This window comes from Bradyrhizobium sp. SZCCHNRI20481 (assembly GCF_032485055.1).
In the GTDB taxonomy this organism is placed as follows: domain Bacteria; phylum Pseudomonadota; class Alphaproteobacteria; order Rhizobiales; family Xanthobacteraceae; genus Bradyrhizobium.
Map to the genome: position 1 here is coordinate 178,709 of NZ_JAUEUE010000009.1, position 14,356 is coordinate 193,064.

Here is a 14,356-nt window from a genome sequence, read left to right on the forward strand (position 1 = left end):
CCCGTCCTGATCCCGAAAACCCCGCCCTCGCGTAGCGCATGCGACGGCAAAGTGTAAGCGCTTTGGTGTCGGCTCGCTCGGCCCACTTTACCTGCGGCGGCCGAGCGGCTACCAGCGCGCCAAAGCTAGGCAGACAAAGAATGAATTCGAATTCGACCAAGGTCGAGGTGGACGCGGCGGACACCAGCCCGATCCTGATCATTCCCTATATGTGGATCGGCGATTTCGTGCGCGGCCACACCGTCGTGCGGGTGCTCAAGGAGCGCTGGCCGAACCGGCCGGTCGACCTGCTGGTGACCTCGCTGTGCGCGCCGCTGGTGGATTACATGCCCGGGGTCCGCTCCGGCATCGTCTGGGATCTGCCGCGCAGCCGGCTGGCGCTCGGCCGGCAATGGCAGCTCGCCGCGATGTTGCGCGAACGTCGCTATCGGACCGCCCTGGTGATGCCGCGAACCTGGAAATCGGCGCTGGCACCGGCGCTGGCCGGCATCCCCGAGCGGGTGGGCTTCGTCGGCGAGGTTCGCTTCGGCCTGCTCAATCGCTGGCGCTGGGGCGAGAAGGCGCTGCCCCGCTTCATCGACAAGAATGCCGCGCTGGCGCTGCCCGACGGGGCGCCGCTGCCGCCGGAATGGCCGGTCCCGCAGCTGCGGGTGCCGCCGGAGGACGTCGCGCGCTGGCGCGAGGCCAATGACCTGGGGAACCGCCCGGCCGTGGCGCTGGCACCGGGGTCGGTGGGTGCCGCCAAGCGCTGGCCCTATTACGGCGAGGCCGCCCGGCTGTTGCGCAATGCCGGCCTCGACGTCTGGGTGGTCGGCGGCCCCGGCGAGAAGGCGCTGGCCACCGAGATCGTCGCCGCCGGCGGACCGGCCGTCCGCGACCTGACTGGAACCGACTTGCGCAACGGTATCCTGGCCATGGCCGCGGCCGGCGTCGCCATCTCCAATGATTCGGGGCTCATGCACATCGCCGCGGCGCTGGGGACGCCGACCATGGGTATCTTCGGTCCGACCAGCCCCTACCATTGGGCGCCGCTGAACGGTCTTGCGGCGACGGTCCAGACCAGGACACAGGTCCCCTGCCAGCCCTGCCACCGCCCGGTCTGCCGGATGAACGACCACCGCTGCATGCGCGACATTCCGGCGACCGATGTTGCCACCATCGCCCAGCGGATCCTTGCTGACGCGGCCATACCGGTCGCGCACTAGCTTGCGAAGCGGCACCGCGCCCCATACACCGGCCCTGACGTAACCCGAGCCGCCACGTGACCCGCGCCCCCGACCCGATCGCCAACCATCTCGCCCGCTCCCGCGCCGCCATGGAGCGCGCCGCCGACGATGCCGCGATGCTCGCCAGCGCCCGACGGATCGCGGCGAGGATCATCGCGGCGCTGCGCGGCGGCCACAAGCTGCTCATCGTCGGCAATGGCGGAAGCGCGGCGGACGCCCAGCATATCGCGGCCGAGATCGTCGGCCGCTACAAGCAGGAGCGGCCGGCCTATGCCGCCATCGCGCTGACCACCGACACCTCGGCGCTGACCGCGATCGGCAACGACTACGGCTTCGATCATGTCTTCGCCCGCCAGGTCGAAGGGCTCGGTACACCGGGCGACGTGCTGCTGGCGATCTCGACCTCCGGCCGCTCGCCGAGCATCCTCAATGCGCTGCGCAAGGCGCGCGAGCGCGGGCTGGTCACGGTCGGCTTCACCGGCGCCAAAGGCCTCGCGATGGGCGAATCGTGCGACGAGATGCTGGTGGCGCCGAGCGACGACACGCCGCTGATCCAGCAGATCCACCTCGCGACGGCCCACGGTATCTGCGAGGTGATCGAAGCGGCGCTGATGCAGGACGAGGGCTAGATGACGACTGCTCAGCTCAAGCCGGCGGCGTTTCTCGACCGCGACGGCGTCATCAATCACGACGACAACTACATCGGCTCGCGCGAGCGCATCCGTTGGATGCCGAATGTGGCCCACGCGATCCGGCGCCTCAATGACTCCGGCTATCACGTCTTCCTCTTCACCAACCAGTCCGGGGTTGCCCGCGGTCTGTTCAGCGAAGACGACGTCGTGGGTCTGCACGACTGGATGCGGGCGGAGCTCGCGGCGCAGGGGGCTGTGATCGACGACATCCGCTATTGCCCCTACCACACCGAAGGCTCGGTCGAGCGCTATCTGCGCGAGCATCCCTGGCGCAAGCCGGCGCCCGGCATGATCCTCGACCTGATGCAGCACTGGCCCATCAGGCGCGAGGGCAGCTTCGTGATCGGCGATCGCACCTCGGACATCGCCGCCGCCGAGGCGGCCGGCCTGCCCGGCTTCCTGTTCGCCGGCGGCGATCTCGATGCGTTCGTCGCCGACATCATCGCTCAGACCAGTCGCCGATAAACGGCGGCGATCTTGTCGGCCTCGGCCTCGAGGCTGAACTTCTCCACCACGCGCTGCCGCGCCCGCTCGCCCATCGCCCGCGCCGCATCCGGATCACGCATCAACGGTTCGAGCGCAGCGACCAGCGCATCGACGTCGCCCGGCGGCACCAGCACGCCGGTGATGCCGTCCTCGACCACGATCTCCGCCGCCCCGGCGCGCGCCGCGACCAGCGCCGCTCCTGCCGCCATCGCCTCGATCAGCGTGAGACCAAAGCCTTCGTTGCGCGAGGTGAAGGCGTAGATCGTGAGACGCTGGTACCAGCGCTGCACGTCGGCGATGTCGAGCTCGCCGGTGATGACGATGCGCTGCTCCAGGCCCGCGGCGGCGATCTGCTTCTTCAGCTCGCTCGCGAACGGCATCTGCTCGGGCGTCACGGCGCCGACCAGCACGGCGGAAAAATCCGGAAAACGCGGCAGCAGCCGGCACATCGCGGCGACGAACACATCGCTGCCCTTCTGCGCACGGACGCGGCCGAAGCAGCCGATGGCATGTTTTCCCGGCAGTCCGCTCTCGGCGAAGGCCGCGGCGCGATCCGCTGGCGGCGTATAGATCTCGGTGTCGACGCCATGCGTGATCACCGTCGCGTCGCGCTTCAGATAGGACGCCGAGATGTCGCTGGTCGCGATGATCGCGTCCATGCGGCGGATCAGCCAGCGCGTGATCCAGCTGTGATGGCGCTGCGCGGCCGAGGTGAACACCAGCTTGAACGGCCAGCCGAGCGCGCGCATGATCACGCCGACGATCATCTCGTTGTTGCGGCGCGCGTGCCAGATCAGCGGCCGCCGCCGACCCCACAGCTTGAAGAGATCGCTCGCACCGATCCGCGCAATCCCATCCGGCGCGTAGGAGCCGAGCCAGGCGGCGCGCACGCGCTGCGCCAGCTTCGGCGCCACCATCCGGTTGGTCGCCGTCACGCCGGAATAGCGCCGGTGCAGGTTGGGCACGATCACGTCGAGATCGGCGGCAGAAACACGCTCGGCTTGCACCACTCACTCCAATTGCAGCGGTTCCCTATACGCAACATTAAGCATCGCCGCCAGTTCGCTATGCACGCAAGAGGTCCTTCACTTCGCCGGCGTTAGTTTGCCGGAAAACAAACAGGGATCGTGTCAAACAATGACCGTGCTCGTGACCGGCGGCGCCGGCTATATCGGCAGCCACATGGTGCTGGCGCTGGCGGAAGCCGGCGAAAGCGTCGTGGTGATCGACAACCTCTCGACCGGCTTTTCCGCATTCGTCCCGGACGGCGTGCCGCTGTTCATCGGCGATGCCGGCGATGAAAATCTCGTGGATGGCGTCATCAGCCAGCACGGCGTCGACAGCATCATCCATTTGGCGGGCTCGGTCGTGGTGCCGGAATCGGTGCGCGATCCGCTGCTGTACTACCGCAACAACACGATGACCACGCGCAGCCTGTTGAATGCGGCGGTCAAGCGCGGCGTCAGCCGCTTCGTGTTCTCCTCGACCGCGGCCGTCTACGGCAATCCGGACGAGGTGCCGGTGCCCGAGAGCGCGCCGACCCGTCCGACCTCGCCCTACGGCACCTCGAAGCTGATGGCCGAGATCATCCTGCATGACGTCGCCTCGGCGCATGACCTCAACTACGTGGTGCTGCGCTACTTCAACGTCGCCGGCGCCGATCCGTTCGGGCGCAGCGGGCTTGCCACCGTCGGCGCGACGCATCTGATGAAGATCGCGATGGAGGTCGCGACCGGCCAGCGCGCCAAGATCGACGTCTTCGGCACCGACTATCCGACCCCCGACGGCACCTGCATCCGCGATTTCATCCATGTCTGCGATCTCGTCCAGGTGCACCGCGCCGCGCTGGCCTATCTGCGCACCGGCGGCGGCTCGGTCACGCTGAATTGTGGGTACGGCCGCGGCTATTCCGTGCTCGAGACCATCGAGGCCGTCCGGCGCGTCTCCGGCCGCGCCATTCCCGTCCAATACGCGCCGCGCCGCCCCGGCGACATCATGAGCATGGTCGCCGACACCAGCCGTTTGAAGGCGCTGCTCGACTGGACCCCGACCTATGACGATCTGGAAACAATCGCCGCCCACGCCCTGACCTGGGAGGAGAAACTGTTCCTGGAACGCCACAGCGGCACGCTGCAGCGGGCCTCGGCCTAGAATCAACGACTTAGCCGGACGCCGGGGGGCTTGAAAAAGCCGCCCCGAGCGGGCAAGCACTGCTGTCCGCCCGGCGATTTGTCCCGGCGGCCAGGGACCAGAATGGCCGAATTTCCGAAGAAGATCACCGACGATCCCTATGGCGCCGCGATCCTGATCCGCCGCCTCGTGATGGAACAGGGCATCCTCTACTGGCGTCGCTATCTCACCGCTTTCGCGCTGATGGCGGTCTCGGCCGGCGCCAGCGCCGGCGCCGCCTACATCCTCGGCCAGGTCATCAACAAGGCCTATGTCGACAAGAGCATCCCCGGCATCGCGGTGCTCTCCGGCGTCACCGTGCTGCTCTTGTTCGTCAAGGGCGTCTCGACCTACGGCTACGCCGTCATCCTGTCGAAAATCTCCAACGCCATCCTCGCCAATAACCAGCGCCAGCTGTTCGCCAAGCTGATGAGCGAGAGCATCAGCTTCTTCTCCGAGCGTCACTCGTCCGAGTTCCTCGCGCGCCTCACCGCCGGTGCCAAGTCGATCACCGACGTCCTGACCATGCTGATCAACGCGATCGGCCGCGACCTGCTGCTGCTCATCAGCATGATCGCCGTGATGGTCGCGCAGGATCCCTGGATGTCGCTGCTCGGCCTGGTCGTCGTGCCGCCGGCCATGCTGGTGTTGCGCAAGCTGGTGAAGCGCATCAAGGGCCTCGCCCACAGCCAGTTCACCGGCAATGCGGACATCCTCGAGACGATGCAGGAATCGCTGCAGGGCATCCGCACCGTGAAAGCGTTCACGCTCGAGGACGCGATGCGCGCCCGCATCGACGAGAACATCGCGGTGGTCGAGCGCAACGCCAACAAGATGGCCCGCGTCTCCAACCGCTCCAACCCGCTGATGGAGATGCTCGGCGGCTTCGCGGTGGCCGGCTGTTTGATGTATGGCGGCTATGCCGTGGTCGCGCTCAACGCCACGCCCGGCCAGTTCTTCTCCTTCATGACCGCCTTCCTGATGGCGACCGAGCCGGCCAAGCGGCTGGCGCGGCTCAACATCGATCTCAACAGCCAGCTCGTCGGCGCGCGCATGCTGCTCGAAGTGGTCGACAGCCCGGCCAGCGAGCAGCCTGACGACGACAAGCCGGCGCTGAAGCTGACGCAGGCCAGGATCGAGCTCCGCGACGTCTCCTTCGCCTATCGCGACAACGAGCCGGTGCTCAACCGCATGAGTTTCGTCGCCGAGCCCGGCAAGGTCACCGCGCTGGTCGGCCCGTCCGGCGGCGGCAAGTCGACGGTGCTGGCCTTGCTGCTTCGCTTCTACGAGGCGACCGCGGGCGACATCCTGATCGACGGTCAGTCGATCTCGAACGTGTCGCGCCGCTCCCTGCGCGAGCAGACCGCCTATGTCGGCCAGGACGTCTACCTGTTCCGCGATAGCATCCGCGCCAACATCGCCTTCGGCAAGCCGGGCGCGACCGAGGCCGAGATCGTCGAGGCAGCGAAGGCGGCCTGCGCCCACGACTTCATCATGGGCTTCCCGCTCGGCTACGACACGCCGGTCGGCGAGCACGGCACCCAGCTCTCCGGCGGCCAGCGCCAGCGCATCGCGGTGGCGCGTGCGCTGATCCGCAACGCGCCGATCATCCTGCTCGACGAGGCCACCGCCGCACTGGACTCCGAGTCGGAGCGGCAGGTGCAGGAGGCGATCGAGCATCTTTGCCAGAATCGCACCACCATCGTCATCGCGCATCGCCTGCACACCATCATGAACGCCGACGCCATCCTGGTGGTCGAGGCCGGCGACATCGTCGAGCGCGGCCGGCATGACGATCTGTTGCGCCGTGGCGGCCGCTATGCTTCGTTCTTCCGCCTGCAACAGCGCGACATGGGGCCGAACGTCATCCCCATGACCGCCACCTCCTGACCCGCCCATTTCACCGCACCCGAGATCGTTTCATGAGCGCCTCCACCGTCATTCCGGCCCTGCCGCAACCGTCGCTGCCCGTGGTGGGCGAAGCCGGCGTTTTTCCCGTTCGCCGCATCTGGTGCGTCGGCCGCAACTATCTCGAGCACATCCGCGAGATGGGCAATGACGAGCGCGATCCGCCGTTCTTCTTTGCGAAGCACGCCGACATGCTGGCGTCCGAGGGCGCGGTGATCCCCTACCCGCCGCTGACCACGGACATGCATCACGAGGTCGAGCTGGTGGTCGCGCTCAAGAGCGGCGGCCTGAACATCCCGACCGACAAGGCGCTCGACCACGTCTACGGCTACGCCGTCGGCATCGACCTCACCCGCCGCGACCTGCAGCTCGCCTCCCGCAAGATGCAGCGCCCCTGGGAGGTCGGCAAATCCTTCGACCACTCCGCGCCCTGCTCCGCGGTGGTGCCCGCGTCCAAGATCGGCCACCCGTCGAAGGGCAAGATCTGGCTGTCGGTCAACGGCACCGAGCGCCAGACCGGCGACCTCTCCGAGCTGATCTGGAACGTGCCGGAGATCATCTGGAAGCTCTCCCAGCAGGTCGAGCTCGCCGCCGGCGACATCATCATGACCGGCACCCCGGCCGGCGTCGCCGCGGTGGTGGCCGGCGACAAGATCGAGTGCGGCGTCGACGGCATCGGCACGCTGAAGGTGTCGATCGGGCCGGCGGCGGCGTAAGCCGTTCAAAACTCGATATCTGCAAGGCCGCGCTGCTGCGCGGCCTTTTCCACAGCTGTCATGCCCGCGAAGGCGGGCATCCAGTACGCCGCGGCTACTCGATTCATCACCACCGCCTCTGGAATACTGGATCGTCCGCCTCCGCGGACGATGACACCTGGTGGCTTGGCAGAGCGCCCGCCCCAAACTCCGTCATTGCGAGCGCAGCGAAGCAATCCAGGGCGTCACGAGGACGTTGGATTGCTTCGCTGCGCTCGCAATGACGCAAGCAGCAACACTGATCCACAATCTCAAACAGCATCGGGCTGATCAGGGAACGAGCATCCACCTTCTCGCGACGCATTCCGCGCCCGAGTGATGCTCCAATTCCCGCCCTCTCCAAATGGAGGGCGCAGGGAAGGCCGGGCGCTGGCCGCGCCCGTGGCCCGCCTGCAAACAAAAAAGCAGGCGGCAGTCACCACAGGTCTGGCCGAACACACCCGGCCTTCCCCGCGCGATGGTTTTAACAGGCTATAACGCGCTCTTCCTGGTGCACCGGGCTTTCTGGCCACCATCCTCGACGCGACGCCGCTAGGCGTCGTCGCCAAGTTGACACTAGCTTCGGAGTGTCAGAACCACACGCCTTCACCGTCCGCGAGACGGGCGTTCGTCCGTGCTAACAGCACGCCGCCGCCCCGCGTCCACCGCCTCCCGCTGCCAACGTCCGTGACGACCGCGAACCGTCCCCTACCGTGCAACGGGATGGGCGGGACTGTAATGCTGATTTTGATAAATCGTCAAGCTATTTTTGTTTTTCAGAATCTATTGACTGGTTTTCAGATTAGGGCGTGATTTGCCCGACGGGGCCCAAGCGCCGCAGGGCGCCAATGGTAGCTGATACCTAAACGACGATAGCCGCTCAACCGGTCGAATACCAAGCATTGCTCAGGTCCCACTCGAGTTGAGGTGTTAACCAGCGGCAGAAGGCATCTTCGGCGACCTGCCATTTCTCATGCTATCTTGCAGCGTATCAAGAAAGGTCTCCACTCGCTTCTTCGTTCCGGTAGTTGCAATGCCAGCCGAAAAATACCCTGAGAACATGATCGAGCATCTCGTTCGCGATCCGAGCGATTCTGAATACGGCGAGCTTATCTCTCTTAAAGATCCGCTACCCGGAGGTTGGTTCATCGATGGCGCGCGGACGCCCTTGAATGACGACGAGCTTTTGGCGCGAGCGCTGGCCGCGGTGAGAGACAAGGTGAGGCTGGCACCAACGATTTGGCAAGGTCCGATGTGTTGGCGAACGCAGCACGGACCTGCGATTGTTTCCTGGCTTTTGGGTAAGCCGCGGCAGGCCTGGAATGTACGGCTTGCTGACGCCCGTCGCACGAAGGCGCTGAAAAAGAATTACGGCATGCTTTGGAGGCGGACTGCGGATGATCCTCCACGAAAATATCAGACTGGCAAAGTCGAGATCACGGAGAATGATGTCGCCTTCATTGACGTTGATGACCCGTCCCCCTACGAGCCGCCCGCCGTAGATGGCGCCCCCACTCTTGGAAGCGATCTCGCTTCCGATCCGGCTTTCGTGAACGCCTTGACTAATGCCGACTTTGCCCTAGCTGTCGTGGCCGAAATGAGCCAGGTGGACTATGTCCGCCTCGATGGTGGCAGAACCGATTACTACTACTTTCGTCGGGATGAGGCAGCTTGTCTGGTCGCTGGCCTGAGGGGACAAGGCGAGGAAATGGAGGACTTTCAATATTGGGACCAGATGATACCAACTGCCGAACTAAACATGCTTCGCGATGAAGTGCGAAAGCACCTTCGACGGATCGGCTGGCGACCGGACCTTACGGGATAACAAGCTCGTAGCTCGTAGGGCGGATTAGCCGAAGGCGTAATCCGCCGCGTTTCACGGCGAAGAACGGCGGATTACGCTTCGCTAATCCGCCCTACTCCGTTTCTCACCGAAAGGTCGGCGCCCCGGCTCACGTGATCGCAATCGGGCAGCCGTTGCTGCCGGTGGCGCCCTTGATGGGGGACGGGGTGAAGGAATAGACGAACTGGTATTTCTTCGCGGCGATCAGCTCGTCGAAGACCAGGTTCTCGTGGTTGAGGATGCCGTGCTTGGTCTGCAGTTCGGCATGGACAGCGAAGGCGAGCGACTTGTCGGGATTGGGGACGACCTCGACGGCCCAGGTGTCGGCGCCGGTGAGTGCGAGATCCTTCTCGATCACCCATTTGGCGGCGTCGAGGCCGATGCCGGGCTCGCCGCTGTTGAAGCGGTCATTGTTCTTCATCCACAGCGAGCCCCAGCCGGTGTGGAAGAAGATCGCGTCGCCCGGCTTGATGTCGGCCTCGCTCATGTTCTGCTTCTGCAGGGCCGCCTTGATGTCGGCCGCGGTGATTTCCTGGCCGGCGTCCATCATGCCGCCCTTGAGAGCGACCATGTCGACGAGGTGGCCGCGAGTGAACAGCGGCTTCAGCTTCTCGACGCCGAGCTTCTTGAGGCCGTAGGCGTCGCTGATCTCCGCTGCGGAAAAGCCGTTGTAGAATTTCATCTCGCTCTTGTCGCCGTCCTTGCCGAGCTGGAGTCCGATATGACCGAGACCGTCGAACTGGGTGCCGGTCTGGCCGATCTCGGTGGCAAGAAACTCGTCGTGATAGACCAGCCGGTTATCCCCGAACGGGCCGCCGGTCGGGCTGCCGGGAATCCGCAACGCAAACACCCGCGCGCCGAACAGCGGCATGCCGGTCTCGTAGACGCGGCCGATCTTGTAGATCTTGCCGTCCTTGATCCATTTGACGGTGTCGAGCACCTTCTCGGGCGTCATGTGGTTGGACGCGCCGGCCTCGTCGTCCTTGCCCCATTTCGACGGCCACCACGGCTTGTCGGTTCCTTTCGGCATCGGCGCGGCCTGCGCCTGCGCTTCGCTGACCGGCGCCAGCGAGAACTTGCCGTGCATGGAGCCCGCAAGCGCCGCGCCCGCGGCGCCGGCGAGACCTGCCGTGCGCAGCAATGTGCGGCGATCGGTGGCCGGTCCCTCGTCCCGATCCTGATTGGTCTGCTGACTCTTGACCCCGTCGTCCATCGTCGCCTCCCAGTTGCGCCCATTTGCTGGGCCTTAAAAAATCATTCTCGCCATGCTCCTCCTCCGTTAGTCTGATGTCCAGCGACAAAAACAAGACAGCGGGTGGAAGCACGATGAGTCTGTTCGAGAGCGACAAGTCAGCCCAGCGCTTGCCCGTGTCGTTGATCACCGGCTTTCTCGGCAGCGGCAAAACGACGCTGCTCAATCGCCTGCTGCGCCACGATGACATGAACGACAGCGCCGTCATCATCAACGAATACGGCGAGATCTCTCTTGACCATCTGCTGGTCGAACGCGTCGACGGCGAGGTTGCCGTTCTCGCGAGTGGGTGTGTGTGCTGCACGATCCGCAGCGACCTGGAAGAGACGTTGCGCGCGCTGCTGGTGCGGCGGGACCGGGCCGAGGTTCCGCCGTTCCGGCGCATCCTCATCGAGACCACCGGCCTTGCCGATCCCGCCCCGATCCTCCAGCTGCTGTTGAACAATCCTCTCGTCTCGCACTTCGTGCGCCTCGACACGGTCGTGACGACGGTCGATGCCGTCAATGCCGCGCATCAGCTCGACCGCCAGTATGAGGCAGTCAAGCAGGTCGCGCTGGCCGACCGGCTGCTGGTCACCAAGTCTGACCTGGTCAGCGATGTTGCCGCATTGGAGCGGCGGCTGCGGCGGCTCAATCCGGGCGTCAGGATCGAACGCGTGAGCCATGGCGAGATCGATCCTGCTGACCTGTTCGGGGCTGCGCTGATCGATCCCGAGAAGAAGGCGGTCGACGTGGCGCGCTGGCTCAACGAGCACGCCTTCTCGGAGGGCCGCGAAGCAGCGCACGCGCATTGCGCCGACGCCCACCATGATCATGCCCATCACAGCCATCTCGATCACGGCGACGTGGAGCACGGCCATGCTCATGAGTCGTCGGTCACGAGCTTCATGATCGCATTCGACGAGCCGCTGGACTGGATGACCGTGTCGGACTGGCTCGCCTATCTTCGGAAGGTGCGTGGCGAGGATCTGCTGCGGGTGAAGGGCATCCTGAATCTTCACGGAGAAGCGACACCGGTGGTGATCCACGGCGTGCACCATGTCTTCCACCCGCCGGTCGCGCTTCCCGCATGGCCCGACGCCGACCGCCGGTCACGCATCGTGTTCATCACGCGCGGGATCACCCGGGACGATGTGCTCGCGTTGTGGGAGGCGGGCCGCGCGGCGGCGTAGGTGCGTAGGGCGAATGAGCCGAAGGCGTAATCCGCCGTCCTTTCGCGAACACGAAGCCGCGGATTACGCTCCGCTAATCCGCCCTACTGCGTCCCTTACCGAAACGCCGACACCACGATCGCGCCGACGATGACGACTGTCAGCGTGTACTTCGCCGCATAGTACACCGTCCTGTTCCACGCCTTCACCTTCCGCGTCGCGAGGTGAAACTCGTACAGCTTGCCGAACACTTTGTTCAGCACGCCGACATGCTCGCCCTCGACGTTCTGCGTAGCCGAGGCCTTGACGATGTGGTGGCTGACCCAGCGGTTGATGGCGGCGATGAAGCCGAGCTTCATCGGGCGCTCGACGTCGCAGAACAGGATGATGCGGTTGACGTCGGTGGCGTTCTCGGCGCTGTGGATGAAGGTCTCGTCGAACATGAAGGCCTCGCCGTCGCGCCAGACGCAGGGCACGCCGTCGACAAGGATGCGACACTTGTCGGAGTTGGGCGTCACCAGGCCGAGGTGATAGCGCAGCGAGCCGGCGAAGGGATCGCGGTGGGCGCCGAGCTTGCCGCCAGGCGGCAGCATCGCGAACATCGCGCCGTGGACGTTCGGGATGGCGTTGAGCAGCTCGACCGTCTTCGGGCACAGCGTGCGCGCCGACGGCAGGAAGTCGTCGTACCATTTCAGATAGAAGCGCTTCCAGCCGCTCTTGAAGAACGAGTAGAAGCCCCAGTCGTTGTTGGCGGCGGCGGCGCGGATGAAGCCCTCGTCGAACAGGCGTATCGCCTCCTCGCGGATCTCCTGCCAATTGTCGGTGAGCGTCTTCAGCTCGGGAAACTGCTCGACCGGGATGACCGGCGTGTTGGGCACGGCCGAGCCGGCATACATCAGCACGTTGTAGGGGGCGAGATAGGTCGAGTGGTCGCCGAGCTGGCGGGCGAAGCGCAGCCGCTGCTTGCCGCGGAAGTGGACGTAGAGGGTGGCCCCGATCAGGATGTAGAGGCCGATGAGCTGTGGCGCGAAGAGCTGTCTAAGCATGTCCGGGACCCATGATCCGGCCGCTCAGAGCGTGTTGCGCAGATGTGTCGCCTTCTGGGCGAGATCGAAGGGGTGCTCTGATGCCGGCCAAGCGCCTCAATTTAGCCGCAAGCGCGGCCGTCCGCATCCCTTCGCACATGGGTTGTGAACGGGAATCGGGGTTGAAAGTTCTACGGCGTGACCCGGCTGCAACAGCCGCCGGCCCGGGCTTGCAATCGCGCTAGGCCCGCGTCAGCTCCTGCAGGCCCTTGAAGGTCAGCCGCTTGGGGTCCCGGACGCCGGCGAGATACATGCGGCGGATGAAGACGGCCACCGCGTCGCGGTCGCAGCCGGTGAGGACGACGATGGCATCCACCGCGGTCTTCTGGGCCTCCATGGGACTGGTCCTCCTGGCAATGCACCCGGCAACGCAAGCTTTCACGATGCCGATTAACATCGCGTTAACCGTGCGGACGGCCGCCAGTTCCCATGCCGCGATACCCGCCTTCGCTCCATACGCGAAACCGCGCAGGCCGGAGCGGCCGCCGTCGAACGCCGCAGGAGCGCCGCCGTCACACCAGGAAGAAGTCCTCGGGCGCCCCGATCAGGCGGTCATCGCCGTGGGCCACGAGCTTCCGCCGCATCGGGCGCGCCGGCGGCGTGATCACCCGCCGCTCGAGCTCGTTGGCGCCGGCCAACTGGTCGACGAAGCGGACGGCGAAGCCACTGGGGAAATGCCTGATGACGCGGCCGATGCAGCTGCCGACCGCCAGCGGCGTGCCGATCTCCGGCTGGATCTCCGCCGAGACCGCCGCGCCCGACATCGAGGCATCGATCACGAAGCACGGGATGCAACGGCCGTCGGCGAGCGTCAGCGCCGAATGCGGCGAGTTCGGCACGAAGCGCGCATCGCGGCGGGAGTCGCGGATCGACGGATCCTTCTGCTTCTTCTCCAGCCAGACCAGCTTCTCGGCGAGCTTGGCGCGCTCGGCGCGCGTCATCTCCAGCTCGAGCAGAAAGCCGCCATGCACGGTGTCGCTGATCTCGCCTTCGAACTTGCCGAAGTCGCGGAAATACGAGGTCAGACGATCGCCGACCTTGCCGACCACGGGCACCTCGAGTAGCGCGCGAAACGGCGACACCCGCGTGGTGCGGCAGGCGAAGGATCGCAGCCGTCCTTCCGGGGAATACCAGTTCGAGAGCGTGTAGGACCCGACCGTCTGAATCCTGACCGCGCGCTGCTTCAGGAATCGAGCAACCGACATTGCACGTCTCCCCTCGAACCCATGATGTCCCCGATGGCCCGGCCCCCGCCGAGGCACGATATGCCTGTTACAATTTCTGCGTGCATTTTCGGTCGAACTAACTCGAAATGGGCAAAGCCGCCATGCCCCGGACCGTGCGCGCAAATTCTTGAGGAAATCTGAATCCGAAACGGAAATCCCGCTCAACGGAATCGTATGTCCAACCCGTTTCCGCTTTCTGAAAATGCCGGCCCGTCAGATTACGGTAGGGCGCGGCACGTGTTCGTCCCAGGCACGAACGGCTGATCGCATCAGCCGCGGCGCGATCGCGTCACGACGCACACCGTCTCACGATGTGCGCGCGTTCGCGTTCAACGTGATTAGTCAATGATTCATCCTAACGCGCGGCCACCGAGGCGCGGCTGCAACTCACAATTTCATTCAATCAGGCGAGCAACTATCAGCGCGAGCAACCGCGCTGCCAGCAAACAGCTAACACGTTCGTGTCGTTTCGCTATTTGCTCGCTAACAACCTGTTCACCACTTGCGCAATCGGTCCGCACGGCAGCGGCTGCCGCCTATGCTGTTCAATTTCGCATATACTATTGCCGCTTAGTCGTAAGTGA

13 protein-coding genes are annotated in these 14,356 nt (G+C 65.1%); 8 read left to right on the forward strand and 5 right to left on the reverse strand.

The features are described 5' to 3' along the window. Positions 1-140: 140 nt before the first annotated feature. The 3 genes from waaF (at position 141) to QX132_RS16640 (ending at position 2,383) form a co-directional block, all read left to right on the forward strand. Positions 141-1,205, forward strand: coding sequence for a lipopolysaccharide heptosyltransferase II (gene waaF / locus QX132_RS16630; RefSeq protein ID WP_316162003.1), 1,065 nt, complete (start codon positions 141-143; stop codon positions 1,203-1,205). 110 nt (positions 1,206-1,315) lie between these two features. Next, complete coding sequence (locus tag QX132_RS16635; protein WP_409998114.1) at positions 1,316-1,855, forward strand: D-sedoheptulose 7-phosphate isomerase; 540 nt, start codon at positions 1,316-1,318, stop codon at positions 1,853-1,855. Next, the gene (locus QX132_RS16640) at positions 1,856-2,383 is read left to right on the forward strand and encodes an HAD family hydrolase (RefSeq protein ID WP_316162005.1); all 528 of its coding nucleotides are present in this window, start codon (positions 1,856-1,858) and stop codon (positions 2,381-2,383) included. Here QX132_RS16640 and QX132_RS16645 read toward each other — a convergent pair. Further along, positions 2,365-3,411 (reverse strand): glycosyltransferase family 4 protein, encoded by a 1,047-nt coding sequence (locus QX132_RS16645; RefSeq protein ID WP_316162007.1) that lies wholly within the window; start codon positions 3,409-3,411, stop codon positions 2,365-2,367. The two genes, QX132_RS16640 and QX132_RS16645, sit on opposite strands and share 19 nt — an antisense overlap. 130 nt (positions 3,412-3,541) lie before the next feature. Between QX132_RS16645 and galE the strand changes: the two genes are divergently transcribed. From galE to QX132_RS16665, 4 genes are all read left to right on the forward strand, one after another. Then, positions 3,542-4,555, forward strand: a complete 1,014-nt coding sequence (gene galE / locus QX132_RS16650; RefSeq protein ID WP_315812998.1) for a UDP-glucose 4-epimerase GalE — start codon at positions 3,542-3,544, stop codon at positions 4,553-4,555. 102 nt (positions 4,556-4,657) lie between these two features. Then, positions 4,658-6,463, forward strand: coding sequence for an ABC transporter ATP-binding protein (locus QX132_RS16655; protein ID WP_316162009.1), 1,806 nt, complete (start codon positions 4,658-4,660; stop codon positions 6,461-6,463). 32 nt (positions 6,464-6,495) lie between these two features. Next, positions 6,496-7,197 carry a fumarylacetoacetate hydrolase family protein gene (locus QX132_RS16660; protein ID WP_316162011.1) on the forward strand — a complete coding sequence of 234 codons (702 nt, stop codon included), beginning with the start codon at positions 6,496-6,498 and terminating at the stop codon, positions 7,195-7,197. Between the two features lie 1,078 nt (positions 7,198-8,275). Further along, positions 8,276-9,040, forward strand: coding sequence for a hypothetical protein (locus QX132_RS16665; RefSeq protein ID WP_316162013.1), 765 nt, complete (start codon positions 8,276-8,278; stop codon positions 9,038-9,040). Between the two features lie 127 nt (positions 9,041-9,167). On the opposite strand, the gene QX132_RS16670 is transcribed toward QX132_RS16665, so the two are convergent. Next, on the reverse strand, positions 9,168-10,271 hold the full coding sequence (locus tag QX132_RS16670) for a cyclase family protein (protein WP_316162014.1): 1,104 nt from the start codon (positions 10,269-10,271) through the stop codon (positions 9,168-9,170). Positions 10,272-10,384: 113 nt separating this feature from the next. Here QX132_RS16670 and QX132_RS16675 point away from each other — a divergent pair, with 113 nt between their 5' ends. Next, positions 10,385-11,482: a GTP-binding protein gene (locus tag QX132_RS16675; RefSeq protein WP_316162016.1), complete on the forward strand. Its 1,098-nt coding sequence runs from the start codon at positions 10,385-10,387 to the stop codon at positions 11,480-11,482. Between the two features lie 95 nt (positions 11,483-11,577). On the opposite strand, the gene QX132_RS16680 is transcribed toward QX132_RS16675, so the two are convergent. The 3 genes from QX132_RS16680 to QX132_RS16690 form a co-directional block, all read right to left on the reverse strand. After that, positions 11,578-12,507, reverse strand: coding sequence for an aspartyl/asparaginyl beta-hydroxylase domain-containing protein (locus tag QX132_RS16680; RefSeq protein WP_316162018.1), 930 nt, complete (start codon positions 12,505-12,507; stop codon positions 11,578-11,580). A gap of 220 nt (positions 12,508-12,727) precedes the next feature. Further along, on the reverse strand, positions 12,728-12,883 hold the full coding sequence (locus QX132_RS16685; RefSeq protein ID WP_315738952.1) for a hypothetical protein: 156 nt from the start codon (positions 12,881-12,883) through the stop codon (positions 12,728-12,730). 175 nt (positions 12,884-13,058) lie between these two features. After that, positions 13,059-13,751 carry a PilZ domain-containing protein gene (locus QX132_RS16690; protein ID WP_315771447.1) on the reverse strand — a complete coding sequence of 231 codons (693 nt, stop codon included), beginning with the start codon at positions 13,749-13,751 and terminating at the stop codon, positions 13,059-13,061. Between the last annotated feature and the right edge of the window lie 605 nt (positions 13,752-14,356).